The 25,762-nt window shown below is 63.6% G+C and carries 21 protein-coding genes and 2 pseudogenes; 9 read left to right on the forward strand and 14 right to left on the reverse strand.

The window, feature by feature from the left end; all coding sequences use genetic code 11:
• Positions 1 to 169 precede the first annotated feature (169 nt).
• The 5 genes and pseudogenes from G6N73_RS28165 to G6N73_RS28180 all read right to left on the reverse strand — a co-directional run bounded on the left by G6N73_RS28165 (position 170) and on the right by G6N73_RS28180 (position 6,949).
• Positions 170 to 796, reverse strand: coding sequence for a hypothetical protein (locus G6N73_RS28165; RefSeq protein ID WP_165033257.1), 627 nt, complete (start codon positions 794 to 796; stop codon positions 170 to 172).
• Positions 797 to 829: 33 nt separating this feature from the next.
• The gene (locus G6N73_RS28170; protein ID WP_165033258.1) at positions 830 to 2,224 is read right to left on the reverse strand and encodes a selenium-binding family protein; all 1,395 of its coding nucleotides are present in this window, start codon (positions 2,222 to 2,224) and stop codon (positions 830 to 832) included.
• A 133-nt stretch (positions 2,225 to 2,357) separates the two neighbouring features.
• A pseudogene (locus G6N73_RS37315) lies at positions 2,358 to 2,567 on the reverse strand (TetR/AcrR family transcriptional regulator); the annotation flags it as partial.
• A gap of 150 nt (positions 2,568 to 2,717) precedes the next feature.
• Positions 2,718 to 5,837 (reverse strand): efflux RND transporter permease subunit, encoded by a 3,120-nt coding sequence (locus tag G6N73_RS28175; RefSeq protein ID WP_165033259.1) that lies wholly within the window; start codon positions 5,835 to 5,837, stop codon positions 2,718 to 2,720.
• A 2-nt stretch (positions 5,838 to 5,839) separates the two neighbouring features.
• Positions 5,840 to 6,949 (reverse strand): efflux RND transporter periplasmic adaptor subunit, encoded by a 1,110-nt coding sequence (locus tag G6N73_RS28180; RefSeq protein WP_165033260.1) that lies wholly within the window; start codon positions 6,947 to 6,949, stop codon positions 5,840 to 5,842.
• A gap of 87 nt (positions 6,950 to 7,036) precedes the next feature.
• On the opposite strand from G6N73_RS28180, the gene G6N73_RS28185 reads away from it, so the two are divergent.
• From G6N73_RS28185 to G6N73_RS28210, 6 genes and pseudogenes are all read left to right on the forward strand, one after another.
• Entirely contained in the window at positions 7,037 to 7,615 is a 579-nt protein-coding gene (locus G6N73_RS28185; protein WP_165033277.1) for a TetR/AcrR family transcriptional regulator, read from the forward strand.
• Positions 7,616 to 7,662: 47 nt separating this feature from the next.
• On the forward strand, positions 7,663 to 8,931 hold the full coding sequence (gene fabF, locus G6N73_RS28190; RefSeq protein ID WP_165033261.1) for a beta-ketoacyl-ACP synthase II: 1,269 nt from the start codon (positions 7,663 to 7,665) through the stop codon (positions 8,929 to 8,931).
• 57 nt (positions 8,932 to 8,988) lie between these two features.
• Complete coding sequence (locus G6N73_RS28195; protein WP_165033278.1) at positions 8,989 to 9,804, forward strand: oxidoreductase; 816 nt, start codon at positions 8,989 to 8,991, stop codon at positions 9,802 to 9,804.
• A 154-nt stretch (positions 9,805 to 9,958) separates the two neighbouring features.
• Positions 9,959 to 10,108 (forward strand): annotated as a pseudogene (locus tag G6N73_RS28200) (NAD(P)-binding domain-containing protein); the annotation flags it as partial.
• 72 nt (positions 10,109 to 10,180) lie between these two features.
• Entirely contained in the window at positions 10,181 to 11,071 is an 891-nt protein-coding gene (locus tag G6N73_RS28205) for an alpha/beta hydrolase family protein (RefSeq protein ID WP_165033262.1), read from the forward strand.
• Positions 11,068 to 11,439 (forward strand): hypothetical protein, encoded by a 372-nt coding sequence (locus tag G6N73_RS28210; RefSeq protein WP_165033263.1) that lies wholly within the window; start codon positions 11,068 to 11,070, stop codon positions 11,437 to 11,439. Before G6N73_RS28205 ends, G6N73_RS28210 begins: the two co-directional genes overlap by 4 nt.
• On the opposite strand, the gene G6N73_RS28215 is transcribed toward G6N73_RS28210, so the two are convergent.
• The 7 genes from G6N73_RS28215 to bglB form a co-directional block, all read right to left on the reverse strand.
• Positions 11,436 to 12,437, reverse strand: a complete 1,002-nt coding sequence (locus tag G6N73_RS28215) for an ABC transporter ATP-binding protein (RefSeq protein ID WP_165033264.1) — start codon at positions 12,435 to 12,437, stop codon at positions 11,436 to 11,438. The two genes, G6N73_RS28210 and G6N73_RS28215, sit on opposite strands and share 4 nt — an antisense overlap.
• Before the next feature lie 8 nt (positions 12,438 to 12,445).
• Positions 12,446 to 13,498, reverse strand: coding sequence for a carbohydrate ABC transporter permease (locus G6N73_RS28220; RefSeq protein WP_165033265.1), 1,053 nt, complete (start codon positions 13,496 to 13,498; stop codon positions 12,446 to 12,448).
• Positions 13,495 to 14,469, reverse strand: a complete 975-nt coding sequence (locus tag G6N73_RS28225) for a carbohydrate ABC transporter permease (RefSeq protein ID WP_206079132.1) — start codon at positions 14,467 to 14,469, stop codon at positions 13,495 to 13,497. Before G6N73_RS28225 ends, G6N73_RS28220 begins: the two co-directional genes overlap by 4 nt.
• Before the next feature lie 76 nt (positions 14,470 to 14,545).
• Positions 14,546 to 15,808 (reverse strand): ABC transporter substrate-binding protein, encoded by a 1,263-nt coding sequence (locus G6N73_RS28230; RefSeq protein ID WP_165033267.1) that lies wholly within the window; start codon positions 15,806 to 15,808, stop codon positions 14,546 to 14,548.
• Between the two features lie 67 nt (positions 15,809 to 15,875).
• Positions 15,876 to 18,401 (reverse strand): hypothetical protein, encoded by a 2,526-nt coding sequence (locus G6N73_RS28235; RefSeq protein WP_206079130.1) that lies wholly within the window; start codon positions 18,399 to 18,401, stop codon positions 15,876 to 15,878.
• Positions 18,398 to 19,234 (reverse strand): 5-dehydro-4-deoxy-D-glucuronate isomerase, encoded by an 837-nt coding sequence (kduI, locus tag G6N73_RS28240; protein WP_165033268.1) that lies wholly within the window; start codon positions 19,232 to 19,234, stop codon positions 18,398 to 18,400. The genes G6N73_RS28235 and kduI overlap by 4 nt, the downstream gene beginning before the upstream one ends.
• Positions 19,231 to 20,310, reverse strand: a complete 1,080-nt coding sequence (bglB, locus tag G6N73_RS28245) for a beta-galactosidase BglB (protein WP_343044769.1) — start codon at positions 20,308 to 20,310, stop codon at positions 19,231 to 19,233. The genes kduI and bglB overlap by 4 nt, the downstream gene beginning before the upstream one ends.
• Positions 20,311 to 20,440: 130 nt before the next feature.
• On the opposite strand from bglB, the gene G6N73_RS28250 reads away from it, so the two are divergent.
• Positions 20,441 to 21,475, forward strand: coding sequence for a LacI family DNA-binding transcriptional regulator (locus tag G6N73_RS28250; protein ID WP_165033273.1), 1,035 nt, complete (start codon positions 20,441 to 20,443; stop codon positions 21,473 to 21,475).
• Positions 21,476 to 21,510: 35 nt separating this feature from the next.
• Here G6N73_RS28250 and G6N73_RS28255 read toward each other — a convergent pair whose 3' ends face one another.
• Together G6N73_RS28255 and G6N73_RS28260 are read right to left on the reverse strand one after the other, a co-directional pair.
• Positions 21,511 to 22,056 (reverse strand): flavin reductase family protein, encoded by a 546-nt coding sequence (locus tag G6N73_RS28255; RefSeq protein ID WP_206079131.1) that lies wholly within the window; start codon positions 22,054 to 22,056, stop codon positions 21,511 to 21,513.
• Between the two features lie 64 nt (positions 22,057 to 22,120).
• Positions 22,121 to 23,278, reverse strand: coding sequence for an LLM class flavin-dependent oxidoreductase (locus G6N73_RS28260; protein WP_165033275.1), 1,158 nt, complete (start codon positions 23,276 to 23,278; stop codon positions 22,121 to 22,123).
• A gap of 133 nt (positions 23,279 to 23,411) precedes the next feature.
• Here G6N73_RS28260 and G6N73_RS28265 point away from each other — a divergent pair, with 133 nt between their 5' ends.
• Positions 23,412 to 24,089 carry a GntR family transcriptional regulator gene (locus tag G6N73_RS28265; RefSeq protein WP_165033283.1) on the forward strand — a complete coding sequence of 226 codons (678 nt, stop codon included), beginning with the start codon at positions 23,412 to 23,414 and terminating at the stop codon, positions 24,087 to 24,089.
• A gap of 8 nt (positions 24,090 to 24,097) precedes the next feature.
• Positions 24,098 to 25,222, forward strand: a complete 1,125-nt coding sequence (locus tag G6N73_RS28270) for a Gfo/Idh/MocA family protein (RefSeq protein ID WP_165033276.1) — start codon at positions 24,098 to 24,100, stop codon at positions 25,220 to 25,222.
• Positions 25,223 to 25,762 lie beyond the last annotated feature (540 nt).

The raw sequence follows: 25,762 nt of genomic DNA on the forward strand, positions 1-25,762 counted from the left end.
GCAACTGTAATGCTAAACTGCGACGGCAACAAATGGCTCATCTCGGCCTGTTCTCCTCCAACTCCGTTTACATGACGGTGATGAGAGATCTCGCCACGGTCCCGCGCTGAACGCACTTATCCGACCTCTATCAGTGGTTGTCGGGCTTTGCGCGCAGCCAAACCGGCAGTCAAACGACGAGAATGATGCCGGTGATAGCGAGCGCTGCAATCCAGACGAGATCAAAATTGATCCATCCGCGGCGAAGGAATGAAAGGCCAAGCCATTCATAGACGAAAACCGCGATAACTAGGGTCACTGCAAGCATGGCTGCCATGTGCGTCCCGATCGCGGCCAGCGCGATGGGCAGCGACCCCGCCGCCGTCAGTTCGTTTGCCGGCATTGCCGAGAGGCACAGCGGTATGAGCACCGGCACCAGCATGAGGCCGGCGCCATGGGCGGTCGCCATCAGGAAAGACCAGAGCCCGAGCCCCGCCATGCCTGTTTTCATGCCTACCCGAACGCGATGGCGATGGCCGTATGCGGCATGGTAAGTGGCCCAACCGAGGAGCACCACGCCTGCAGCGATTTCCAGAAGGCGCTGGTCGACAACGAGGCCCAGCATCACCACAGCTAGCGCGACGATGCCGATCGAAACCGTATGCCCTATCGCGATGGGGATCAGGGACTTGAACACGATTCCGCGGCTTTGCCTGTGCAGGCCGAGTGCGACTGCAAACAGCCAGCCCATGGCTGGGTTGAGGCCGTGAAAGGCGCCAAGGCCAGCAAGCACCAGCCAGGGCGAGAGCGAGGTCATGCTAAGCGACTGTTCGCTTCGCGGCTGCCGGCATCACGGATAGCAGTAGGAATCGGACGAACAGTCGCCTCCCTCTAGACGCACCTGATGCGGCCGATGGCCCTTCGGCCAGTCGACGAAGAAGTCCTCGTCAAACTCGATCCCGCCATTTTCCCCGACATCGAGCTTCACCATCCAGCCGTCGATGCCTTCGGGATAGAACTGCGGGTCGATGGCCCCGTAGAGAGAGTTGGTGAAGTAAACCCGCTTTCCGTCCCGGCTGATCTCGACCATTTGCGGGCCACCGTTGAGGGGGCCGTTATTGGCCTTGGGATGCGTTGCCCGGGACACGATGCCGCCTATGCGGATCCTGCCGGCTTCCTTCGGGTTGAAGGGGTCTGAGACGTCGTACTGGATCATGTCGCCCGTGCCCCAGCAGGAAACATAGAGGAAGCGGTCGTCCATCGACAGGTCGATGTCGGTCACGAGCGGAGCAACGGCGTTAAAACCCTTCAGCACCGGCGGCAGCAGGTCTGGATCGGCAGGTTCGGCCGGGATCTCGATCACTTTCTTAACCGCCCATTTGTCACCGTCGCGATACCAGGTCCAGATCGAAGCCGAGAGATCCTTGAGGCTGATGACGCAGCCGACGAAACCGTAGGCTTTGGTCGGGTCATGTGCCGGGCGCAATTCGAACACGAGCTGGTGTTCTTCACCGAAATCGATCTCCTGCAGGTGCTTGCGCTTGTGGAGGTCCCAAAAGTGCAGCCTGCGTCCGTATTTGCTGCCCAGTAGGATCTCCGGAACTAGGCCATCCTCGAACGTATCGGGGGTTCCCCATTCACTTGTCACCATCGTGTCATGGCCAAGATGCCACCAGAAATCGTAGGCAAGTTCCTGAGGCCCCCGGTCCATCTCCCACTGACCGAGAACATTGAAACTGTCTGGATCCAGCAGGAATATGCCGCCGGGCCGCTTGCCTTCGGCGTTTCCGAGCGCGTTCACATAAATCCCCTCGGGGCCGCAGTGAATAGTGTGCAAACGCGAGTATCCCGCCTTCTCGGCGATCTCTTCCGGCTCGATCACCTTCGCGATCTTCGGGTTTCTCGGGTCCGGCTTGGTGTCGATGATGTGCAGCCTTGAGGAACGCAGGCCCGGAACGACGAGGTAGCGCCGTTCCATATGCGGATGCGGCGCGTTGGGACAAAGGCATGACGAGCATGCATTCCAGCCGAAGTGATGCAGTTCGTCACCAACGTTCGGCATATCCACCTGGCCAACGATGCGGGAATAGGAAGGAGACTCGGGGTTCACATCGACCACGGCTATCGCATCGGGCTTTTTGCGGTCCGGATCGAAGGCAGCCACATAGGCCAGCGTTTCTTTCGGCGCTTTCGCCGCCATTCTCGGCGAGGGATAAAAGGACGGATCAGGTTGCCAGCTTGCCATGATGAAACCCTCCTCTTGATCGATGACGAAGTCTTTGCGTGGTGGCCCCTGGAATTGACGTTACGAGCGATCTTCGCATCTGAGAAAAGCGGTGTCCAATCAAGTCGATTGAATGGCGCGAAGATGTCAGCGACCTCATTTACGACCCGCTTGCATATGGCATCGTTGATTGCGTCCCTGGAGGGGAAGAAACAGGTAGATGTTCGCCGGACTCATGCCGAGCTCGGGAGGCGATGTCGGCCACCGAGGTTCTATGGCGGCCGATGCGGCGAAAGTGCTCCTCCGCCACCTCCAGGATGCGCGCGCACCTCGTCGGGATCAATTCGCGATCGGACCGGGCGATTCAAGGATGTCTCCAGAACTGATGAATTGGATCTACCGGGCTCACCCTGGATGATCATCTGCAAGCGGTAAGGTCGTGCGGCTGGCCCTGCATATGTTCAGGCAAAGCCAGCGGGCGGGAATTTGACCCATCTCCTCCGACGGCAGGGCCCTATTCGGCAGCAATTGCTGTCGGCATTTCCAGTTCATCCATCGAGTCGGATGGCTCCTCATGGACGTCGTCTGCTGTTGGTTTGATCCGGAACCACGCGGCATAGAGCGCGGGAAGGAAGAGCAGGATCAGCACCGTGCCGACCGCCGTGCCACCGATCAGCGTATAGGCCATCGATCCCCAGAAGACGGAGTGTGTGAGAGGGATGAAGGCCAGCACGGCGGCGAGTGCCGTCAGGATCACGGGCCTCGTGCGTTGCACCGTGGCCTCGATGACAGCGTGATAGTCGTCGAGGCCGGCAGCACGGTTCTCCTTGATCTGTTCGGTCAGGATCAGCGTGTTGCGCATGAGGATGCCGGCCAGTCCTATCATGCCCAGAATGGCGTTGAATCCGAAGGGCTGGTTGAAGGTGAGCAGCATCGGCACGACGCCGACGAGGCCAAGCGGTGCCGTCAGCATAACCATGGCCATCGTCGAGAAGGATCGCACCTGCAGCATGATGACGATCAGCATGGCTGCGATCATGGCCGGGAAGACTTTGGCCAGCGCGGTATTGGCCTTGGCAGCCTCCTCGATCGATCCGCCCAGTTCGATGCGATAGCCGGCCGGAAGGGATGCGATCAGCGGCTGAAGGGCTTCCATGATCTCCTTGGAAACCTCTGGAGGCTGGGTCGCCTCGTTGATGTCCGAGCGGATCGTGATGACGGGCGTGCGATCGCGGCGCTTCAGGATCGGCTCTTCCAGACGGATTTCCGAATGGCCGATCTGGTCGAGCGGAATCTGCCGGCCATCCCTGCTCATCAGTGAGAAATCGGCGAGACGCGCCGGATCCAGCCGCTCGCCGCCGGCGCTTCGTGCCACGATGGGGACATCGCGGATATCCTCGCGAACCTGCGTGACGGGAATGCCGGTGAGCAGGAACTGAAGCTGCTGGCCTACCTCGGCCGGCGACAGGCCGATGAGGTTCAGTCGATCCTGATCCGGGACGAAGCGGAGCACGGGCGTGCGATTGCCCCAATCGCGATTGGCCTGCCGCACATCCGGGACGTCACGCATGATGTCGAGGGCCTTATCTGAGATGGTGTAGAGTTTCGCGGGATCGGGTCCCATGACGCGGAACTCAACCGGGAACGGCGTGTAAGGGCCGAAGACGAGCTGCGTGACGCGGACATTAGCCTCGGGTGCAAGCCCCTGTGCCACCGCCTCCCGGAGCCGGTGCTTCAACGCCTCGCGCGCTTCCGCGTCCGGTGTCAGCACGACGATCTTGGCGAAAGCAGGGTCAGGCAGTTCCGGCGCCATTGCGAAGAAGAAGCGCGGAGCGCCCTGACCGACATAGCTGGTGACGATCTTAGCCTCGGGCTGTTCGTCCAACCAGTCTTCGAGCTTCTCGACCGTGGCGATCGTCGTCTCGATGCTGGTGCCTTCCGGCAGCCGAACCTCCACCAACACTTCGGGGCGGTCGGATGTCGGGAAGAACTGCTGTTTGAGGGAGCCCATGCCGACCACGGAAAGCGCGAAAGCGATGCCGACGATGCCGCTGGTCACGAACTTGTGGCCCACGGCAAAGGTGATGAGCCGTCTGAGGCGCCGATAGTTCGGCGTGTCGTAGATCGCGTGGTGACCGCCTTCGACCGGTTTGATGTCGGGCAGCATCTTGACGCCGAGGTAAGGCGTGAAGACCACCGCCACGATCCACGAGACGATGAGCGCGAACCCCACGACCCAGAAGATGTTGCCGGCGTATTCGCCGGCGGTCGAGCGTGCGAAGCCCACCGGCAGGAAGCCGGCGATCGTCACGAGTGTTCCGGAGAGCATCGGCGCCGCGGTGTGGCTCCACGCATAGGCCGCGGCCTTGATGCGGTCCATGCCCTCTTCCATCTTCACCACCATCACCTCGATGGCGATGATGGCGTCGTCCACGAGAAGACCGAGCGCCAGGATGAGAGCGCCGAGCGTGATGCGGTCGAAGAACCGGCCGGTTTCCAGCATGATGAGGAACACGACGGCAAGCGTCAGAGGGACGGCAGCCGCCACGACGATGCCGACGCGCCAGCCGAGGCTGAGAAGGCTCACCAGCAGCACCACGCCGAGCGCCATCGCGAACTTCATCATGAACTCGTCGACCGCCGAGGTGATGTTGACGGCCTGATCGGTCACCTTGTCGAGCGTCATCCCGAGTGGCAGTGTCTGTGCGATGGCCGCAGTCCTGTCCTCCAGCGCCTTGCCGAGCGCGAGACCATCCCAGCCCTCCTGCATCACCGCCGCGAGCATGATTGTGGGCTCGCCCTGGCGTCGGATGAGATAGGTGGGAGGGTCCTCATAGCCGCGGCGGACCTCGGCGATGTCGGAGAGCTTCAGCGTCCGCCCCGAAGCGACAATCGGCGTCTCGGCGATCGCCTGAACGCTGTCATAAGCGCCGTCGACCCGGATGAAGACCCGCGGCCCCTGGGTGTCGATCGAGCCCGCTGGTGTGACGGTGTTCTGCCGCTGCAAGGCGGCGACAATATCCTGTGCCGAGACGCCAAGGGTCGCCAGCTTGGCATAGGAAAACTCGACGAATATCTGTTCGGGACGCTCCCCGAGAATGTTGATCTTCTTGACGCCAGGTACGTGCAGGAGGTCCTGGCGGATCACCTCGGCCTGCCTCGCCAGCTCACGCATCGGCATGCCCTTGGCCTTCAGCGCATAAAGGGCGAAGCTCACATCCGAGTATTCGTCGTTGACGAAGGGGCCGAAGACGCCGGTCGGCAGGTTGCGGGCCTCATCCCCGAGCTTCTTGCGAGCCTGGTAGAACTCCTCCTGCACGACGGATGGCGGTGTGCTGTCCTTCAGCGTGACCGTCATATACGCATAACCTGGCCGTGTGGTCGTCTCCACCCGGTCGTACCAGGTCAGTTCCTGAAGCCGCTTCTCCAACGGTTCGGCGACGAGGTCCTGCATCTCGCGCGCCGTCGCGCCCGGCCATGCCGTCGTGACCGTCAGGGTCTTGATGGTGAAGTTGGGGTCCTCCGCCCGCCCGAGCATGACGAAAGCGTAGGCGCCGGCGGCCACCAGCAGGAGGATGAAGAACAGGGTGACGGCGCGTTCGCGAACGGCGATCGCGGAAAGATTGAGGTTCATTATTAGTTGCCCCCGCTTTCGGACGCAGTCCTGACGCGAGCGCCCTCCCGCAGGAGATGAGCGCCGAGCGAAACAATCGGATCGCTGGAGTTCAGTCCGGAGACTACAGCGGTTTCGCTGGTCACACGAACAAGCTGGACGGGCCGGAAGTGCACGGTCGAGGCGGCGCTGTCCAAGACCCAAACGCCGGTCTTCTCGCCGTCATCGAGAACGGCTCCCAGCGGCACCTGGACTTCCGGCTGGCGTGCCTGGCTTGCAAGCCGAATAGTAACCGTCGCGCCAAGCGGCGCTGCCGCGGCCTCACCGTCGAGCACATAACGGGCCTCATAGGTACGGGTCTGGGCATCGGCGGAGTTCGATAATTGCCGGAGATGTGCCGTATAACGGTGCCCATCGCCACCATACACGCTGGCCTCGGCCGCCGACCCAATCGCCGGCCGGATCGTTTCGGGAAGCGCGACCACCGCTTCGCGGGAGCCGGCCTGGGCGATCCGGACCACTGTCTGGCCGGCAGAGACGACCTGCCCCGGCTCGCCAAGCGTTTCGACCACCGTTCCATCCGCGTTCGCCAGCAGGACCGCGTAGGTCGCTTCGTTCTCGGCGACCCGTGCTTCGGCTTCGGCGGCGGCGAGTTGCGCTTCGGCCGTATCCACCGCGGCCTTCGCCTGCTCGTAGCGCTGTCGGGGGACCCATCCATCCTTGAGCAAACTGGCGTATCGCCGTTCATCCGGTTCCGTCTGAACGACTGTTGCGCGCGCTGCGGCAACGGCGTTGCGCTTCGCCGTGAGCGCGAGGCGAAGGTCGGCGTCGTCGATGCGCATGAGTGGCTGACCTGCTTTGACCTCCTGACCCACATCCACGAGCCGCTCCACGATCTTGCCGGGGACGCGAAAGCCGAGATCGCTCTGCACCCTCGCCCCGATAATACCGGTGAAGCCGCGTTCGGATCCGGTCACCGGCGCTGCCGTCACCAGTCTGACGATCGGCGGTTCCTGCCTCGGGTCGTTCACGGCCGAGGCTTCCTGCGCGGGAATGGCAAGTGTGGCGAATGCGGCCGCCCCCGAGGCTGCGACCAAGACACCGGCTAACACCACAAGATTCCTCTTTTTCATGCCCATCGCCTCGTAAAAATAGATTGCATTCGCACTCTATATCCGATATAGATTTCGAACGCAATCTAACAAAGAGGGAGATTGATGATGCGTGTGAGTCGCATACAGGCCGCGGAAAACCGCGAAACCGTTATCAATGTGGCAAGCCGCCTTTTTCGGGAGCGCGGCTTTGACGGCATCGGCCTTAAGGATCTGATGAAAAGTGCCGGGCTGACCCAGGGCGCCTTTTACAAGCAGTTCGCATCAAAGGATGACTTGGCGGCGCAGGCATCCAGACGGGCGATGGAGAGCGCCACCCACCGATGGTCGGCCGCGACCGCGGCAAACCCTGACGATCCGCTTGGCGCGGTGATTGCGTTCTACCTCAGTATGGACCATCGCGGAGAAAGAATGGACGGCTGCCCGATCGTAGCGCTCGGCTCGGACGCCGCCAGACAGGGCGACGATGTGAAAGCGTCGTTCGAAGCCGGGATTAGCGAGCATCTCGAAATCCTCGGTCGTTTGATTGGCAAAACCGACGGCGAGGAGCCCAATGGCAAGGCCATGGCCGTTCTCTCGACGATGGTCGGCGCGGTAATGCTATCGCGCGTCGTCAACGATCCCGACCTCGCTCAGGCCTTTCTGGATGCGGCGACCGAACAGGTTCGCGAAGCCGTCGCCGCTTGAACGGCGTGGGCAGCGCTGGCGGCGTATCCAAATTGATAGGAGAACAGATGCGACGGATTGTTGTTACAGGCATGGGAGCGGTCACGCCCCTTGCTGCCGATATCGAAGCGTCCTGGTCGCGCCTCCTGTCCGGTCGCTCGGGCATCCGAAGGCTTCCGGACGATGTCGTGGGAGATCTGCCGGCAAAGATCGGCGGCGTGGTTCCCTCGCTGGAAGAAGACCCCGAAGCCGGCTTCGATCCGAATATCGTCCTTGCACCGAAGGACCAGCGCAAGGTGGACCGGTTCATCCTCTTCGGGCTCGCGGCCGCGGAAGAGGCACTCGCCCAAGCGAGGTGGGCACCCGTCTCGGAAACGGATCGCCTGCGCACAGCCACGATCATCGCTTCAGGGATCGGCGGTTTCCCGGCCATCACCGAGGCGGTACGCACGGTCGACCTGCGCGGCGTCCGACGCCTGTCGCCGTTTACGATACCGTCCTTCCTGGTGAATCTCGCGGCGGGCCACATCTCGATCCGCCATGGCTTCAAAGGCCCACTGGGCGCGCCGGTGACGGCGTGCGCGGCCGGCATCCAGGCGATCGGCGATGCGGCTCGCCTTGTCCGCGCCAATGAGGCCGACATCGCCGTGTGCGGTGGAACAGAAGCATGCATGAATATCGTCAGCCTCGGTGGATTTGCTGCCGCACGCTCTCTTTCCACCGGCTTCAATTGGGCGCCGGCTCAAGCCTCGCGCCCCTTTGACACGTCGCGGGACGGCTTCGTCATGGGCGAAGGGGCCGGCATCCTGGTCATCGAGGAATTGAGCCACGCGGTTGCGCGCGGTGCAAAGCCGCTCGCCGAGCTCGTCGGTTACGGGACGACCGCGGATGCTCATCACGTCACCTCCGGTCCCGAGGACGGCGACGGTGCGCGCCGGGCGATGGAGATCGCAATCGCCCAAGCAGGGATTTCGCCGCGCGAGGTTCGTCATCTCAATGCGCATGCGACCTCCACGCCAGTAGGCGACCTGGGTGAGATCGAAGCGATCAAGAGCGTGTTCGGGCGCGATTCCGCGATAGCTGTCAGTGCAACGAAATCGGCGACCGGACACCTGCTCGGCGCCGCCGGCGGGCTTGGAGCCATCTTCGCAATCCTGGCGCTCAGGGATCAGGTGGCGCCGCCAACCCTCAATTTGAGCACTCCGGATCCAGCCGCCGACGGGATCGACTTCGTCGCAAACCAACCTCGGCCAATGGGGATGGACTACGCGATCTCCAATGGCTTTGGCTTCGGAGGAGTCAATGCCAGCGCGCTGTTCCGACGCTGGACGAACTGACCGGTGCGAGCACCGGATGGGCCGATGATCGAAACCACAAAGAAGGAAGTGATCTCAATGAACCAGACCAATCCTGGCGTCGCCCTGGTGACGGGCGCATCCACCGGCATCGGGCATGCAACGGCCAAAGCCCTGCAGAATGCGGGCTTCCGCGTGTTCGGAACCAGCCGTCGCGCCGCCACGGAAAGACCCGACGGCGTGACCATGCTGACCTGCGACGTCACCGATGACGCGTCCGTGGCGAAACTGGTCGATGACGTGCTGGCCGAGGCCGGGCGCATCGACCTGCTCGTCAACAATGCCGGCGTTGGGCTGCTCGGGGGCGCGGAGGAATCCTCGACCGCCCAGGCTCAGGCGCTGTTCGATGTGAACGTCTTCGGCGTTCTTCGCGTGACCAACGCGGTCCTGCCGACAATGCGCCGTCAAGGGAAGGGCAGAATCGTCAATTTGAGCTCGGTGCAGGGGTTCATCCCAGCTCCCTATTTCGCGCTTTATTCGTCGACCAAACATGCCGTTGAAGGCTATTCCGAATCGCTTGATCATGAGCTGCGCCCGTTCGGAATTCGCGTTGTATTGGTCGAGCCCGCTTACACCGGTACGTCATTCGAAGATAATCTCGCCAAGCCGGATCAGTTGCTTGATATCTATGACTCTGCGCGCGCTGGCATGAATGTAGTCGTGCGGAAAGCGATGGAAAAAGGCGATGCGCCCGAAGTCGTAGCCAAGACCGTTTTGGCGGCTGCGACCGATCCTGCTCCGAAGAGGCGCTATGCGGCGGGCAAAATGGCGCGCCAGGTCAGTTTCCTGCGCCGTTTCGTCCCCGCATCCGCATTCGACAAGAGCCTGCGAAAGCAGCTCGGTCTGCCGGCCTGACGTCGACATCGACGGACCTCCTGTTTCCGTCGACCGACAGGCGTTGTAAGCGCGTTTCAGGAGGTCCCACTTTTGGCACTGCGCGAGGAAGGCGCGCATCTTCGAGGCGTCCGCGACTGAGGCGGGCGCTCTTCAATTCACGAAAGGACACCTCATGAAGATCGGAATCATCGGCGCTGGAAACATCGGCGCCACTTTGGCGCGAAAGCTCGCCGCCAGCGGTCATGAGGTCAAGCTCGCCAATTCGAAGGGGCCGGGCACCATCCGCGATCTTGCCCGCGACGTAGGAGCTACCACCGTCTCGAACTGAAGAATTCCGCTCGCACTCGCCGTCAACAGATGATGAAATCGCAAGGGAGGTGCGATCGGAGATCCTATGGCGACTGATATCGAAAAACTGCGGCGCTCGTTCGAGGTCGGTGGCCATAGCCTGCGGGAAGTCCAAAGGGACGCGTCCGACGAAGGCGGCCATATCGTGGAGCGCCTCATCTTCGAGACCGGCTACGGCGAGGCGGTTCGCGGCCTTCTCGCGCGGCCGAAGAGTGGGGCCCCGTCACCCGCAATCCTTTACATCCATGCGCATGGAGCCCGACACGACATCGGCGCGGCTGAGCTTCTAGACGGCCGCCCTGCCCTGAAGGAGCCCCTTGGGCCGGTCTTCGCCGCCATGGGCTTCGCAACCCTGGCCATCGACATGCCGGGCTTCGGCAGCCGTTCGGGCCGCTCCGAGAGCGAACTCGCCAAGGCGCGGCTTTGGCTGGGACAATCCCTTGCCGGTCAAATGCTGGGCGAACAGACTGCCGCACTCTCCTGGCTCGCCGTGCAGCCGTTTGTCGATGCACGCCGCATCGGCTGCTTCGGCATCTCCATGGGCGCGACGCTCGGTTATTGGCTGGCAGCCGTGGACAATCGCGTCGCCACGTTGGCCCATCTCTGCTGCTATGCCGACTTCGCGACCCTTATCGAGCTTGGTGCGCATGACCTGCACGGCATCTATCTGACCATCCCCGGCCTGCTGAACATCGCGTCCAATGGCGAGATCGCGGGGCTTATCGCCCCGCGTCCGCAACTCATCTGCATCGGGAACCTCGACCCTCTGACGCCTCCGGTGGCAGTCGACCGCGCCCTTGCGCAAACCCGCGCGGCATATGAGCAAGCGGGCGCGGCCGACCGGCTGCTCGTCCACCGCGAGGCGGATACCGGCCATCAGGAAAGTCCGGAGATGCGCCGCGCGGTCCTCGATTTTTTCAGGCGGAATCTCGATTGAAGGAAAGTGCCGCATACCGAGTGTTTTACCAGGCGATGGCCGAGCGAAAACAGGTGCTTTGCCTTTACGATGGCTACCGTCGCGAGCTCTGTCCGATCGTCCTTGGGCACACCGATGGCGAAGAGAAGTCGCTGGTCTATCAGTTCGACGGCGACAGCAGCCGAGGGAAAGCCGCCGCGAAGGATTGGAAGTGCCTGACACTATCCAAAGTCCGGGACGCCCACCTGCTAGGTGGCCCATGGCACGGCGGCGAAGGACCGCACGGCACGTCGCAGAGCTGCGTCAAGGAAGTTGACGTGGATGTGAACCCGAACAGCCCGTACAACCCGAAGCGCCGCCTTCCGTCGCCGCCCGGGCGCCGGGGTTAATCCGTCCGCAGACCGTTCTCATCGAAGACGTGCAGGTTTTCCTGGCCATAGGCGAGCGCCACCTCCTCACCCGTCTTTAGTCCCTGCTGGCCGGGCAGGACGGCAAGCAGCCGGTGCCCGTCGGCATCGCCATGCACGACCGTTTCCGATCCAAGCTGCTCGATCAGCGTGACCTTGGCCTTCAGCGTCGGTTCGCCGTCGGTCGCGCGCCGCAGATGCTGCGGCCTTATACCGATGGTCGCGCCCCTGCCGCCTGGGAAAACGGCTACCGGCAGAAAATTCATGCGCGGCGCGCCGATGAAGCCTGCGACAAACAGGTTGGCCGGCTTATTGTAGAGATCGAGCGGCGTCCCCACCTGCTCGATGCGCCCGGCGCGCAGCACCACGATGCGGTCCGCCAACGTCATCGCCTCGATCTGGTCATGCGTGACGTAGATCATCGTCGCCGACAGCCGCTCGTGCAGCGCCGCGAGCTCCGCCCGTGTCGAGATGCGTAGTTCCGCATCGAGATTGGAAAGCGGCTCGTCGAGCAGGAAGGCGGTCGGGTTGCGCACGATGGCCCGCCCGATCGCCACGCGCTGCCGCTGCCCGCCCGAAAGCTGCCCCGGCCGCCGGTCGAGATACGGCTCGATCTCGAGCATCCGGGCTGCTTCGGCGATCCGCTGCTCGATTTCCGGCTTCGGCATGCGCGCGTTCTCAAGCCCGAAGGCGAGGTTCTGGCGCACGCTCATATGGGGGTAGAGCGCATAGGATTGGAACACCATGGCCAGCCCACGGTCGGCAGCCGCCACCCTGGTCACATCCTGGCCGTTGATCGTAATCGTTCCACCGGTCGGCCGGTCAAGCCCCGCGATCAGCCGCAGCAGCGTCGACTTCCCGCAGCCGGAGGGCCCAACGAACACGATCAGCTCGCCGTCCTGGATGTCCAGATTGATGTCGTGCAGGACCTTGACCTGTCCGTAGGCCCTGGAGACATCCGTGAGTGTGATACGGCTCATGAACGCTCCTATTTCAAACCGGCGCCGGCGATGCCGGTGGTGATGAAGCGCTGCAGGAAAACGAAGACCAGCACCACCGGGATCATCGTCACCACCGTCATGGCGAGGAGGAAATGCCACTGGATGTTGGTTTCACCGGCATAGGTGTTGAGCGCGATCTGCAGCGTGAAGAGTTCCCGGCGCGTCAGCACGATCAGCGGCCAGAGAAAGTCATTCCAGCGCCAGACGACCGAGAAGATCGCGAGCACCGCGAGTGCGGGAGCCGTCAGCGGCAGGATGATGCGCCAGTAGATCTGCCACTCCGACGCCTTGTCCATGCGCGCCGCGTCGATCAGCTCGTCGGGAATGGTGAGCATGTACTGCCGCAGCATAAACACGCCCGTCGGTGTGGCGACCGTCGGCAAGATCACACCCCAGAGCGAGTTGGACAGCCCCATGGCGGTGATGGCCGAATAGAGCGGCACGAGGATGACCGAAAGCGGCACCATCAGCGTCGCGATGATGATTAGCATTACGAATGAGCGGCCCCGGAAATTGTATTTCGAAAGGGCGAAGGCGGCCATCGAGTTCGTCAGCAGTGTGATGATGGTCGCCATCACCGTCACGAAGACGGAATTCCTCAGGTAGCGGAAAAAATCGAAGGACAGGAATGGCTGAACGTAGTTCGCGACGGCGAAAGCCACCTCACGCACCGGTTTGCGATCCCGGATGTTGACGCGGACGATCTCGCCGGGAGTTGCGGGGTCGACCATCTGGGCCACCGTTCCGACGCGCCGCACCTCGGCCAGCACCTGCGTCGAGCCGTCCGGCAGTGTCACTTCGTAGAGCTGCAGCGGTCTTTCGTGGCCCTCGACGGTTGCCGCGGCGGTGACATAGGGCAGGATGGTGGGCGGGAACTCCGCCAGTGCCGCCGGCGACTTGAATGACGAGTTCACGAGCCAGATTGCCGGGCCGAACATCATCACGAAGCCGCCTATCAGCCAGAACCAGGTGAACACATCGGTCCAGTGCCAGCCGCGACCGCCCCGCCGGCGGAAGATGAGCTCGGTGACGCGGCTCATCTCTTGCCTCGCATCTCGTTACGCCGCGCTATTCCAAGCTGGAAAAGCGTCAGCACGATCAGCACCGCCCCCATGAGGATCGACGCGGCGGAGGCCAGGCCCGGATTGCGCAGGAACGATGCGAAACCGACTTCGTAAATATACTGCGTCAGGTAAAGCGTCGCCGTGCCGGGTCCGCCACCGGTGAGCACGTAGACTTCGTCGAATATCTGCACGGCACGGATGAGCACCAGCACCAGCACGACGAGCAGGTTCGGCGCGAGCAGCGGCAACGTAATACGCCAGAAGACGCGCGCCGGCCGTGTGCCGTCCATTTCGGCCGCCTCGTAAAGATCCTTCGGGATCGCCTGCAGGCCGGCGAGCAGGATCAGCGCATAGAAGCCCACATGCGCCCAGATCGAGACCCCAACGGCGGCGGCGAAGGCCCAGTTTCGCTCTACGAGCCAGTTCACCGGGGTCAGGCCGAGCTCGTAGAGCCCGAAGTTCAGCAGCCCCTGCCTTTGCAGGATCCAGCGCCAGATCAGGCCCACCACGACCGGCGAAAGCAGCACTGGAAAGAAGAAAACCGCGCGCCAGAAACTGCGCGCGCGCAGGTCACGGTTGAGCACCAAGGCGGTGACAAGCGCGACGACGACCATGAAGACCACCTGCACGACGACGAAGCCGGCGGTATTCCAAACGGCAGTCCAGAACAGATCCTCGGTGCAGCTTTTCGGGTCGACATAGCTGCGGCAGTCGAACAGGCGTTGGTACTGAGCCGCGCCCACAAAGGTGCGGTCGGCGAGAAACAACGCCGTTCCGCCGGTCATCGAATAGATGATGTTGATGACCAGCGGGAGGAGCACGAAGATGCCGAACACGGCCATGTTCGGCAGCAGGAAGAAGGCGGCCATGCCGTTGGTGCCGCCGACGCGCTGGAGCGCCGAAAGCGGCGGGTCGAGCAGGCGCGCCACGAGGGCGACCGGCGCCATCAGAATGGCGCCGGTCCCGCTGAGCACGCGGCGTGGGCTGGAAACCGTCACGAGCCCTCCTTCCGCAAGCGGCCGCTCACTTCGCCGCTTCGACTTGAGCCTTGATATCCTCGTCGATGCGGGCGAACGCATCGTCGATCGACAACTCGCCCGCCATCACCTGGCTGATGCGGGTCACCAGCACGCCGTAGATCGGCGTCGCCCACTTCCAGGCCGGCAGCGCGTTCGCGTTCGGATGTACCTGGCCGGTCGCCTTGACGAACACGTCGAGTGCGCCCTTCACATTGGTATCGTCCGTCTTAAAGTCGAGCGCGCCGGCCGCGACACCCTTGTGTGCAGGCAGGAACAGCGTGCGCTCGGTGAATTCGCGCACGACATCCTCGCGTGCAAGATAATCCATCACCTTGCCCACTTCCTCGGGGTTCTGGGTGTATTTGATACCCACGAGCGCCGCGCCGCCGGGCAGGCCGGAACAGGCCTCGGTGCCGCAGGGCGAGCCAGTCGCCACCCAGTCGAAGGCGCCGCCGATCTTGCCCGACAGCGCTGCGGTCTGCCAACTTCCCGAATAGTAGTAGGCGACCTGGGCATTGATGAAATCATCGATGCCCGCTCGGTAGGTCGTGCCCGCCGCGGATACCCAGGTCTCCTTGTTCATGCGGCCGGTTTCTGTCCATTCGACCAGCTTGCGAGCAAAGGTCTTGACGCCTTCGTCGATCGGCGCCGGCATGCGGTCCGGTCCGATATAGTTGCCGCCATAAGAGACGATCGGCGCCGAGATGCGGTGACCTGAGCGATCGACAGCGATCGCCGCGTTCAGTTGCTGGCTCTCCTGAACTTTCCCAGCCGCCTCGACCCACTCATCCCAGGTGGCGTCCGCGCCGGGGATTTCCACGCCCGCCTGTTCGAACAACGTCTTGTTGGCAAAGCCGCCGGTGAGCGTCAGCTGGGTCATGAAGCCCGGAATGATCTTGGAACCGTCCGGACGCATCCAGTCGAATTGATCGCCGAAATTGGCCTGCCAATAGGCTGGATCGGCGATATGCGGAGTCAGATCGAGCCAGTGGTCCGCGAGCGTCTTCAGATTGGTGACGCGGGCGATGTCCGGCCCGCGTCCGGCTTCGAGTTCGACCGGAAGCTGCTCCTGCACGACCTTGTAGCCCACATCGTCGAGAATGACGTTGATTCCGGGGTTTTCCTTCATGAAGCGGTCGAGCAGATCCTTGATTACCTCGCCCTCGACGCCGTCCGAGTACCACATCACGCGCACATCGCCGGCGATCGCCGCGGTCGATGACATCAACCCCACAGCCAGGGCCACAAGCAGTGTCTTCGTCTTCATTGCAGTCTCCTCCGTTGCGCGGCTCCCAGTCCGCTTATGCTTCTAACTCCAGCCGGGCGATGCCTGGCTACCTCCTCTTGATCGGGCCCGCCGCCATGATGGCTGCATTCCCTGCAACCGTCCATTCGGCGGGATCGACCACACGGCCCTCCGCCTCGACCCGGCCGTCCGCAAGGAACCGGACCTCGCCATATTCCGGATCGTTCAACGTCAGTTCGCCGCCCTTCCCGCGCAAAACCTCCATCTGCGCGAAAACGGTTGCGAACGCTTCGAGCGAGTCATGTTCCTCCACCCGCCCGAGCCGCGCGATCCATGTCGCCTTGTGGCCTAGTACCCGTAATTCGTTGCCGGCAGTCGGCCCCCGCTCGACCGGCTCGAAATCCTTGTCCGACTTCATCAGCAGGAGCCCATCGCCGCTTCGCGCAACAGCGTGGTTTCCGTCGATCCGCGACTCCATGAACGCACTCTGCGGAAACCAGGCATGCGTGAAGTCCGGCTGCTCGGCCGCGCAATCGAAGATGACAACTGCGAGCCCGCGATACTGGTGTACGCGCGGCAGCGTGCCGGAACCGCCCCAGTAGGACGGCCTGCCATAACCCGAATGGATGACCTCGCCGGGATGGTTGATCCACACCTGTGCGTCCGGATCGTCGCCCAGGCGTAGATGCAGCACCGTTTCCTGATAGCCCCATTCGTTCCAACGGTAGGCGGCGGCGCTGCCCATCGCGTAGTCGCGCGTCTTGTAGTGATAGAGCTTCGCGATCCGGTTCTGGCCCTGCGCAAAGCACCATTCCTGCCCTCCTTCGCGCCGGAAGGAGGCAATCTCAGCCTGCGACGAGGGCAATTCCAGCCCGTGGTCGCGAAGGCAAAGGGCAAGCTGCGGCAGCGCGTGGAAGCGCTTGCCATAGAAACCTTTCCCCCAGGCGAGGCGCGCCACGCCCGATAGTTCGAGCGAGCGTGCCGGCCGCAGCGTATGTTCATACGACCGTCCCTGTGCGCCAGTCAGGACGCCGTGGTGGGCCGAGCGGGCGACGATATCGAGCAGCCGGACGATCGCCGCACCGGCCCGGGTGCGGACATCTGCGTCCGGCGCCAGCGCGAAGAGCGCGGTGAGGCCCTTGAGATCGATCGGGAAATACGGCGCGGAGTTGAACTCGGCCATTTCCCATTCCTCGAAATGGTCGAGCCAGGCGCGCACGCGAGCAAGGCCGACGGCCGAATGCTCGCTCCCGAGGCGCCCCGAGCGCACGAAGCGCGCCTGCGGGAACATGTGGCCGGCGAGATAGGCGGCCGTATGAAACAGCAGCGCGTGGTTCTCTGAAAAATACCACTGCACGTCGTTGCCGGGCTCGTCCATCCAGTAGCGGTAGTTCAGGATGGCGGCGTCGATGCGCTCGCGCACCTCCGCCCCTATTGCGTCGGCAAAACGGTGCCGGCACCAGAGCAACGGCACGAGGATGAAATCGGCGCAGTCGTGGCAGTCCTCGATCGCCGGCAGCGCGCCAAGGATCATCGCGTCCGTTTCCGGTCCGCCGCGCCCGGTCGCGAGCCGCGCCAGCGCCCGCACTGTGTCGCTCTCGGCATGGTTGGAAACCTGGTCCAACGCTTCTGCAATGCGCCGTTCCAGCGTCGCCGGAGCCGGACCCTGCCGGTCGGCGTGGCATATCTCGACGCCGAACACGCGCGAAGCGGTGATGGCCGACGCGGTGAGTGACACCTTGAAATGGCGGAAATCGGCCGGCAGTCGCTCCGTTGCGGCGATTGGTAACCGGGTCTCGCCGGTTTCGAGCCGCCTCCTGAACGAGACCGGCTCCTCGATCGACATGAAGTCGCCTTCGACCTCGATCGCGACATCGACCGCGACCGGCAACGGCGCATGAGTGACGAGCGCGACCTCGCCGTCCGAATAGGCCGGCTTTTCGAAATGCATGGCTTCCAGCGCTATTTCGATCGCCGCGGCCAGACCGCCCGGCGCGCTCGCCGGCAGCGCCTGCTCGGCCGCCGGACCCGAAAGATAGTCGAGCTGGAAGAAATAGCGCGCGTCGCGCTCGGCCAGATCGTCGAACCAGATGCGGATGTCGTTTGTGCCCGCGACGAGTTCGGCATCGGACTCCTGCGCCGTCTCCAGATTGCGCCCGTACGGCGCCATCCAGCCGATCTCGGCGCCGTTCACGAACAGCACTGCACCGCCGCAGGTGCGCAACTTCAGGCGCGCGGGACCTGCGGCTTCCGCCACGATCACCGTCCGCGCCCATGTCCCGAGCACCGTCGGGCGGAACCAGAAGCCTGAGAGATCGACGCGCGGTGAGCCGAAGGGCAGCCAGACGCGTTCCGGCTCGAACGCGCCTTGTGGCGCCGGTCGCTTGCCGCGCCGCTCGGCGGCGAACTGGGTGCGGCAGGGATATTCGTGTGGGATGAAGTTCTTGTGCTTGGTCAGGAAGAAGAAGGGGTCCATCTCCCCCTTCATCGGTTGGTCGGGGACGTCGTAGCGGTGCTCCGACGTCGCACCCAGTCGCCAGTAGACCACCTGCCCGCCCGCCTCCAGCGGTCGCCGCAGCGCGAAATCGGCCTCGATGCGCCCCGCCGCGTTCATCGCAGGATCTCCAGGGGCACGGGCGACACGTCGTTATAAGCCTGGTTCTCGCCGGTCATGCCCCAGACGAAGGCATATGGGCCGGTCCCGCTGCCCATATGGATCGACCAGGCCGGCGAGATGACGCAGTCGCCGTTGGCGACCATCAGATGGCGCGTGTTCTCCGGCCGGCCCATCAGGTGGACCACCCGGTCCTCGGCCGCGAGATCGAAATAGAGATAGGCCTCCATGCGCCGCTCATGCAGGTGCGGCGGCATGGTGTTCCAGACGCTGCCGGGCGCGAAATCGGTGATGCCCATCAGGAGCAGGCAGGACGGCGCGACCTCGGGATGGATGTACATGCGCAGCGTCCGCCTGTTGGCGCGCCGCTCCTCGCCGAGATCGAGCGGCTTCGATTCCGCACGGCTAATCAGTCTGTGCGTGATGTCGGCGCCGGCCGGCACGGAGTTCATGTAGAACCAGGCGGGCTCGGCCGCATCGTCGCTGGCGAGCGTTATCTCCTTCGCTCCACGCCCGACATAGAGGATGTCGCGATTGGCGAGCGCGAAGCTTTTCCCGTCAACGATGATCGTTCCGCCACCGCCGAGATTGGCGATGCCCATCTCCCGCGCGGTGAACAAATGCGGCGTGCCGACATCTGCCCCGCCGCCGAAGGCGAGCGGCTTGTCTGTCGGGACTGCCCCGCCGACGATCATGCGGTCGACATGCGTGTAGGCGAACTCGATCCGGCCTGGCCGGAACAGATTTTCGACCAGGAACTCCGACCGCAGCCGCTCCGTGCCGTAGCTATCGATATCGCCGGGCCCGGCGCCGTAGACAACACGCATTGTCATGCAGCCTTCTCCGCGCTTTCGGCGTGGATCATGCCCTCGGTGAGGCACAGGATCGCCAGCGCCTGCCCGTAGCCGGTCGGCTGGATCGGAATGTCGCGATAGTGCCGCAGGTCGTGGCCCATGCGCGTGCCATAGGAGACGTTGCCGAGCACGCCGTCGGCATCGATGTTGGCCATCACCGCTTCCAGCGCCTTCAGTCCCGCCGCGCGGCATCCTTTCGGTCCCAAGCCGATGCGTGCAGCCTTGAGCAGCCCGTAGCCGAAGCCCGCGGTCGCCGACATCTCTTCGTATGAATTGGGATCGTCGAGCAGCGTGTGCCACGCGCCGGATGGCGCCTGCAGCTCCAGCAGCGTCTCGATCTGTGCCTCCAGCACTCCGAGCAGAAAGGCCTCCACCGGCTCACCGATGCCGCCGATCTCGACCAGGTCGAGTATCCCCACGGTGATCCAGGCATTGCCGCGCGCCCAAAGCGCCCGCGCGAAATTGTGCCTGCCGGCGAAAGTCCAACCATGGAACCACAGCCCGCTATGCGGGTCGGCGAGGTAGCGCGCATGCACGAGAAACTGCCGCACCGCCTCGTCCACATAGGTCTGCTTGCCGGCCGCGCGCCCGTAGGCGGCGAGAAACAGGCCCGCCATGAACAGCGTATCGTCCCACAACTCGTCGTCATTGATCTTGTCGGAGACGTTGTGCTGGAAACCGCCTTCCGGCGTGCGCGGCATCTCGCGCATCAGCCTGTCGGCCCAGTCGGCCAGCGGCTTCTCCCAGCGCGAGTCGCGCGTGTCGCCCCACAGCAGCGAAAGCGCCAGCATCGGAGCGGTCGTGTTGATGTTCATCGGCGGCAGGCCGGCGGCTAGGTGGCGGGAATACCAGTCCTCGATCGTCTTCTTCAGCGCTTCGTCGCCGGTGTGCTGCCACAGCCGCACCAGCCCATACAGCCCGACACCTTGCGGCCATTCCCACGAATCGAAGCTGATGTAGTCGCCCGCTGTCCCGTCGAGATTTGGCTCGTCGAAGCGGCCGTCATGGCGCAGCCGCGTAAAGCCGCTGACCAGTAGCTCGAGCTGCGAACGCATCTGTCCTGCCGATGGCGCCATAACTCCTCCCAAATGCCGCGGTGCCCGACCGGAAAGTTCCACAACGGTTTTTCTTGCGCAATCTGAAAATTTTTTGCACCCTGCAGTTCTCTTCAGGAGAACAGGCGCGATGCTGAATAGCGGAAAGCGCGGCAGGCCGAGCCGTCGGGTGCGGCTGGAGGATATCGCGGCGCGCTGCCGGGTTTCGGTCAGCACCGCCTCGCGCGCGCTTGCCGGTGGCAAGGGCGTGCGCGCCGACCTGCGCGAAAAGATCATCGAGACGGCCAAGAGCCTCAACTACAAGATCCCCACTTCGATTGCCGGCCGTAAGGTCTACCTTGCTGCCAGTAGCGCGGCGATGATCGACCACCTGCGCAGTCAGTTCACCTCCTATGTGCTCGAAGGGCTGAACGAGCGCGCCCGCACGCTCGGCGTAGAGCTCGTCACGCGTGCGATCGCCAGAGCGGACGAGGAGGTCGCGCTGCTCGAAGAAGCCGAAGCGGACGAAAGCGTCGCCGGGTGCCTGTTCCTCACGCTCGACGACGAGACTGTGCTCACGCTCACCAGCGGCTTCGGCAAGCCGATCGTGCTCGTCAATGGAGACGATCCGGCGATGCGCCACTCCTCGGTAACGCCCTGCAACCGCTCCGCCGCGCGGCTCGCGGCCGAGCATCTGCTCGACCTCGGCCACGAGCGCATTCTCTTCCTCATGCGCCGCGGCCGCCGCACCATCGAGCGCCGCTTCGAAGGCTGGCAGGACGCCCTGAAGGCGCGCGGCATCAACCCCGCAGCCGCGATCGAGGTGGAGGACTGGCTGCCCGAGCTTGCGGCGGAAGCGGTGGCGGGCCGCATCGCCACCCTCGGGCTCGATTTTACCGCCGTGCTTGCTGCTGGCGACAGTCTCGCCGTCGGCGCCATGATGGGCATCGAACGCGCAGGCTACCATGTCCCTGCCGACGTGTCGGTGATGGGCATGGACGACCTGCCGCAGGCGGCGTTCCACAATCCGCCGCTCACCACCATGCACATTCCAATGCGCGAGATCGGAGCAGCCTCGCTCGACCTTTTGCTCGACGACCTCGGCGGCATGGACCTGCCGCCCCGCCGCGTCGAGCTCGCCTGTCACATTGTAGAACGACAGTCGACCGGGCCGGCCCGCGCCTGATAAGCGAGTGCAGCATCCCAATCGAGATTCGGCGTTCACGTCTCCAGCCGGTCGGGCCGGGAAAACCCGTCAAACCGGCCATATTCGCCGCGCGCGAAAAGCAGCGGCTCCCCGTCGCGCAGCGTCGCCGCTGTCACCTGCCCTAGCATGATCAGATGGTCGCCGCCGTCATGCGCAGCCACCCGGCTGCATTCGAAGCGTGACAGGCACTCGGTGAGCAGCGGCACGCCGGCCTCGTTTTCGCCGAAGGCAAGCCCGGCAAACGCATCGCCCGACCGTGCGAAGCGCCGGCCGAGGTCGAGCTGCTCGGCGCCTAGGACGTGGACGGCGAAGTTCTCGCAATCGGCGAACGCGTCGAAGCGCTTGGAATGGCGGCCGATCGACCAGAGCACGATGGGCGGATCGAGCGAGACGGACGCGAAGCTGTTGGCGGTGATGCCGACCGGCCCGGCTTGTGTGACGGTGGTGATGATCGTGACGCCGGTGGCAAATCGGCCTAGCGCGTCACGGAACTCGCGCTTCCTTTCCGGCCCGGGGACGAAGCTTTTCATGGGCATGGCGCGATCGGCAAAGCGGTACATCAGGCTGTCTCCTGTCCAGGCACGGCAACACGGAACTCGATGCGGCCGGCCCGACCCCGTTGCATCAGCGACGCTCCCCTATGCCGAGGGGTGTCGCCGGGGTGCTGGCGGGCACCCTGCCGTATACATGCGGAAGCGAGCAGGTTTTCAGCTCCGGCAGCACGCGCTTGCCGAAGGAAAGGCATTCGTCGATATGCGGATAGCCGGAGAAGATGAAGGCGCGGATGCCCATCTTCTTGTATTCCTCGATCTCGGAAAGGACCTGATCGGCCGAGCCCACGATCGCGGCCCCGCAACCCGAGCGCGCGCGGCCGACGCCGGTCCACAGATGCGGCTCGACATAGCCTTCTTCGTCGGCGAGGTCGCGGTTCTTCGCCTGGTGCGCCACGCCGAGGGAAGTGGAATCGAGCGCCCGCTCGCGGATCGCCCTGCCCTTCTCGTCGTCGAGTTTCGACACGAGTTCGCGGGCATATTCGCGCGCCTCTGCTTCGGTGTCGCGCACGATCATGTGCACGCGCAGTCCGTAGTCCAGCGTACGTCCATGAGCGGCGGCGCGCTCGTTGACGTCGCGCATGCGCTGCGCCAGCACTTCCTTGGTCTCCGGCCACATCAGATAAACGTCGCATTGCGCGCCGCAGAGCTCCAGCGCGTCCGGCGAATAGCCGCCGAAATAGAGCAGCGGTCCGCCGTTCTGCTGGTAGGGTTTCGCCGGTTCGGCCGGAACCTTCTTGAGCTGGTAAATCTCGCCCTGGTGGTCGATCTCGTAGCGGTTCCACGCCTGGCGCAGGATTTCGACCACCTCGTGCGAGCGGCGGTAGCGGAACGCACTGTCCGCGGTCTCGCCCGGAAAGTCGGAGGAGATGATGTTGATCGTCAACCGGCCCTTCAGCATGTGGTCGAGCGTAGCCACAGTGCGCGCCAGCATGATCGGCTGCATTTCGCCGCAGCGCACCGCCGCCAGCAGGTTGATCTTCGACGTGATCGGCGCACAGCCCGCCACGAAGGACAGCGTGTCCTGCCCCACCTGATAGGAGGACGGGCACAGGACGTTGCGGAAGCCCATCTCCTCCGCCGTCTTCACTATGTCGGAACAGTGCTCCCAGCTCGAGCGCAGGCTGCTGTCAGGCACACCGAGATAGCGGAAATCGTCGGAGCAGAGCGCAGAGAACCACGCGACTTCGGCTGCGTCCAGATCGGCGGACGTAATAGGCACGACCGTCATGCTTGACCTCATGCTGCAGCGGTTGGGGGCGGCTGCACTTTTCGCTTGAATAACATTTGCCTTGGTGTAGATCAATAGTGTATCAATTTTCTTCGGCCGTGGCAGGACCGTGACAGCCCGCTATTCGCTCCCCATGCATCAGCAGATCAGCGAAATGCTGATCCGTGAGATCGCGGCCGGCCGCATGATCGATGGTGAGAAGCTGCCGCCGGAGCGCGAGATGGCAACCGGCCTCGGTATCGCGGTGGGCACGTTGCGCAAGGCGCTCGCAGACCTCGACCGCAAGGGCCTGCTGGAGCGCATCCAGGGCTCCGGCAATTACGTCCGCGCGAGACCGGACGTCGCCAGCATCTACTCCATGTTCCGGCTGGAGCTCATCAGGGGCGGTGGACTGCCGACTGCGCGGGTGTTTTCGGTCGACCGGCTGCCGAAGACCGCTGACATGCCGCAATTCGGATCGAACGCCGAGGGTCACCGCATCCGCCGGCTGCGCAGCCTCGGCGGCAAGCCGGCGGCCATTGAGGAGATATGGCTCGACGGCTCCTATGCGAACATTATCGCCCCAGATGATCTGTCGGACTCGCTCTATCTCTACTATCGCAAGGCGCTTGGTTTCTGGATCGCCCGCGCGGAGGATCGCGTGAGCGTCGACGAGGTGCCCGGCTGGGCGCCGCGCGAATTCGGCCTGCCGGTCAGCGCGGCCGCCGGCTTCATCGAGCGCATCGGCTGGACGCAGGACGGGACTAGCGCGGAGTTCTCCCGCACCTGGTTTGATCACACGATCGCGCGCTACGTCGCGCGGCTAAGATAGGGACCCGCATGAACAAGCCCGTTATGTATGGCGTCATCGGCTGCGGCATGATGGGCCAGGAGCATCTGAGAAACATCGCATTGCTGCCCGATGCCGGCGTTGCGGCGATCTTCGAGCCCGACCCTGAGATGCGCAGAATCGCCGGAAGCCTCGCGCCGGGGGCCGCTCTTGTCGATTCCGCCGCCGAGGTCGTATCGCATCCAGCCGTCGACTGCCTGCTGATCGCCAGCCCCAACCATTGTCATTTCGTACAGCTGCGCGAGATCGCCGCAACGCGCGCCCTCCCGGTCCTGGTCGAAAAGCCGCTTTTCATCGATGCCGCCGAGGCCAGCGAGGTGAAAGCCTTCGCGGAAACCTATCCGGCGCCGATCTGGGTGGCGATGGAGTATCGCTATATGCCGCCAGTGGCCCGCTTCATCCGCGAGGCGCAGGCGGTGACGGGCGGCATCCGCATGCTGACCATTCGTGAGCACCGCTATCCCTTCCTCGACAAGATCGGCGCCTGGAATCGCTTCAACCGGACTTCCGGCGGCACTTTCGTGGAAAAATGCTGCCATTTCTTCGACCTGATGCGGCTCATCCTGAAGTCGGAGCCGGTGCGCGTCATGGCCTCGGCCGGCCAGGCGGTGAACCATCTCCACGAGAACTACGGCGGAGAGACTCCCGATATCTGGGACAACGGCTATGTGCTGGTCGATTTCGCCAGCGGGGCGCGCGCCATGCTGGAGCTCTGCATGTTCGCCGATGGCAGCCGCTATCAGGAGGAAATCATCGCTGTCGGGGAAAAGGGCAAGATCGAATGCCTTGTTCCCGGGCCGAGCCGCTTCTGGCCGGAGAACCTGGGGCCGCTGCCCACGCCGCAACTGATCGCCAGTCCGCGCCGGCCCGAAAGCCCCTACACCATCGAGCTGCCGGTCGATCCGACCCTGCTTGCCGCCGGCGATCACAACGGCTCGACCTTTTTCCAGCACAAGCGCTTCTGCGCGGCCATACGCGGAGAGGGCCCGATCGAGGTCACGGCCGACGATGGCTGGCGAGCCGTGGTCATGGGTATGGCGGCACAGCGCTCCGCACGCGAGGGAATGGCTATCGCCGAGCCGCTGGCGCTCGGATGTGATTCACTGCCCCGTTGATTGACTGCCCGCCATACCGCCGTGACGTGAGCGAGGCAGCAAGGGCGACCGCGACGTCACGACCCGGCTCGGGCAATGCCGGTCGAGGTCTTTTATTACGACGCGTGAACGGGCAGTTATGGCCTTTCTAGTCACAACCCTTGACTGCACTTCGCTGGGAGGTTCCGTGAGGAGTGAGACAACTTGCTCTGGTAAACGTCAGCTGTCGGTACGCTGGCTGTCATTTGGCCGATCACGGGTAGATGCGCTTAAGGGGTCAAATCTTCCGGTTCGAAGTGACATCGTTTGTAGCTCCTTATGCACCCAAGCCAGGATCGGCTGAATGCTGAGAGACTGTCGGAGCCGAAGGATACCAACCCGAGCGTTGGAGTGCTTGTCAGCACGAGACGAGACCCGGTGAGTTTAAAAGTTATTGGCGGCTTCAGAATCACTGCTGGCGGAGGTAATCAGGGCCCAGGCGAAGCCTCATGAGATATTTTGGTGGGCTCGGATGGCCAGCGTTTTACACAGGAAATCAATATGTTAGCAGCTGGTTCGCGT

The organism is Allomesorhizobium camelthorni, from assembly GCF_011045125.1.
Taxonomy (GTDB): Bacteria; Pseudomonadota; Alphaproteobacteria; order Rhizobiales; family Rhizobiaceae; genus Allomesorhizobium; species Allomesorhizobium camelthorni.

Bases quoted from the DNA above. Each gene is read 5' to 3' on its own strand.
- G6N73_RS28165 (WP_165033257.1), bottom strand. From the start codon at position 796: ATGACCTCGCTCTCGCCCTGGCTGGTGCTTGCTGGCCTTGGCGCCTTT.
- G6N73_RS28170 (WP_165033258.1), bottom strand. From the start codon at position 2,224: ATGGCAAGCTGGCAACCTGATCCGTCCTTTTATCCCTCGCCGAGAATG.
- G6N73_RS28175 (WP_165033259.1), bottom strand. From the start codon at position 5,837: ATGAACCTCAATCTTTCCGCGATCGCCGTTCGCGAACGCGCCGTCACC.
- G6N73_RS28180 (WP_165033260.1), bottom strand. From the start codon at position 6,949: ATGAAAAAGAGGAATCTTGTGGTGTTAGCCGGTGTCTTGGTCGCAGCC.
- G6N73_RS28185 (WP_165033277.1), top strand. From the start codon at position 7,037: ATGCGTGTGAGTCGCATACAGGCCGCGGAAAACCGCGAAACCGTTATC.
- fabF (WP_165033261.1), top strand. From the start codon at position 7,663: ATGCGACGGATTGTTGTTACAGGCATGGGAGCGGTCACGCCCCTTGCT.
- G6N73_RS28195 (WP_165033278.1), top strand. From the start codon at position 8,989: ATGAACCAGACCAATCCTGGCGTCGCCCTGGTGACGGGCGCATCCACC.
- G6N73_RS28205 (WP_165033262.1), top strand. From the start codon at position 10,181: ATGGCGACTGATATCGAAAAACTGCGGCGCTCGTTCGAGGTCGGTGGC.
- G6N73_RS28215 (WP_165033264.1), bottom strand. From the start codon at position 12,437: ATGAGCCGTATCACACTCACGGATGTCTCCAGGGCCTACGGACAGGTC.
- G6N73_RS28220 (WP_165033265.1), bottom strand. From the start codon at position 13,498: ATGAGCCGCGTCACCGAGCTCATCTTCCGCCGGCGGGGCGGTCGCGGC.
- G6N73_RS28225 (WP_206079132.1), bottom strand. From the start codon at position 14,469: ATGGCGCCGGTCGCCCTCGTGGCGCGCCTGCTCGACCCGCCGCTTTCG.
- G6N73_RS28230 (WP_165033267.1), bottom strand. From the start codon at position 15,808: ATGAAGACGAAGACACTGCTTGTGGCCCTGGCTGTGGGGTTGATGTCA.
- G6N73_RS28235 (WP_206079130.1), bottom strand. From the start codon at position 18,401: ATGAACGCGGCGGGGCGCATCGAGGCCGATTTCGCGCTGCGGCGACCG.
- kduI (WP_165033268.1), bottom strand. From the start codon at position 19,234: ATGACAATGCGTGTTGTCTACGGCGCCGGGCCCGGCGATATCGATAGC.
- bglB (WP_343044769.1), bottom strand. From the start codon at position 20,310: ATGCGTTCGCAGCTCGAGCTACTGGTCAGCGGCTTTACGCGGCTGCGC.
- G6N73_RS28250 (WP_165033273.1), top strand. From the start codon at position 20,441: ATGCTGAATAGCGGAAAGCGCGGCAGGCCGAGCCGTCGGGTGCGGCTG.
- G6N73_RS28255 (WP_206079131.1), bottom strand. From the start codon at position 22,056: ATGTACCGCTTTGCCGATCGCGCCATGCCCATGAAAAGCTTCGTCCCC.
- G6N73_RS28260 (WP_165033275.1), bottom strand. From the start codon at position 23,278: ATGACGGTCGTGCCTATTACGTCCGCCGATCTGGACGCAGCCGAAGTC.
- G6N73_RS28265 (WP_165033283.1), top strand. From the start codon at position 23,412: ATGCATCAGCAGATCAGCGAAATGCTGATCCGTGAGATCGCGGCCGGC.
- G6N73_RS28270 (WP_165033276.1), top strand. From the start codon at position 24,098: ATGAACAAGCCCGTTATGTATGGCGTCATCGGCTGCGGCATGATGGGC.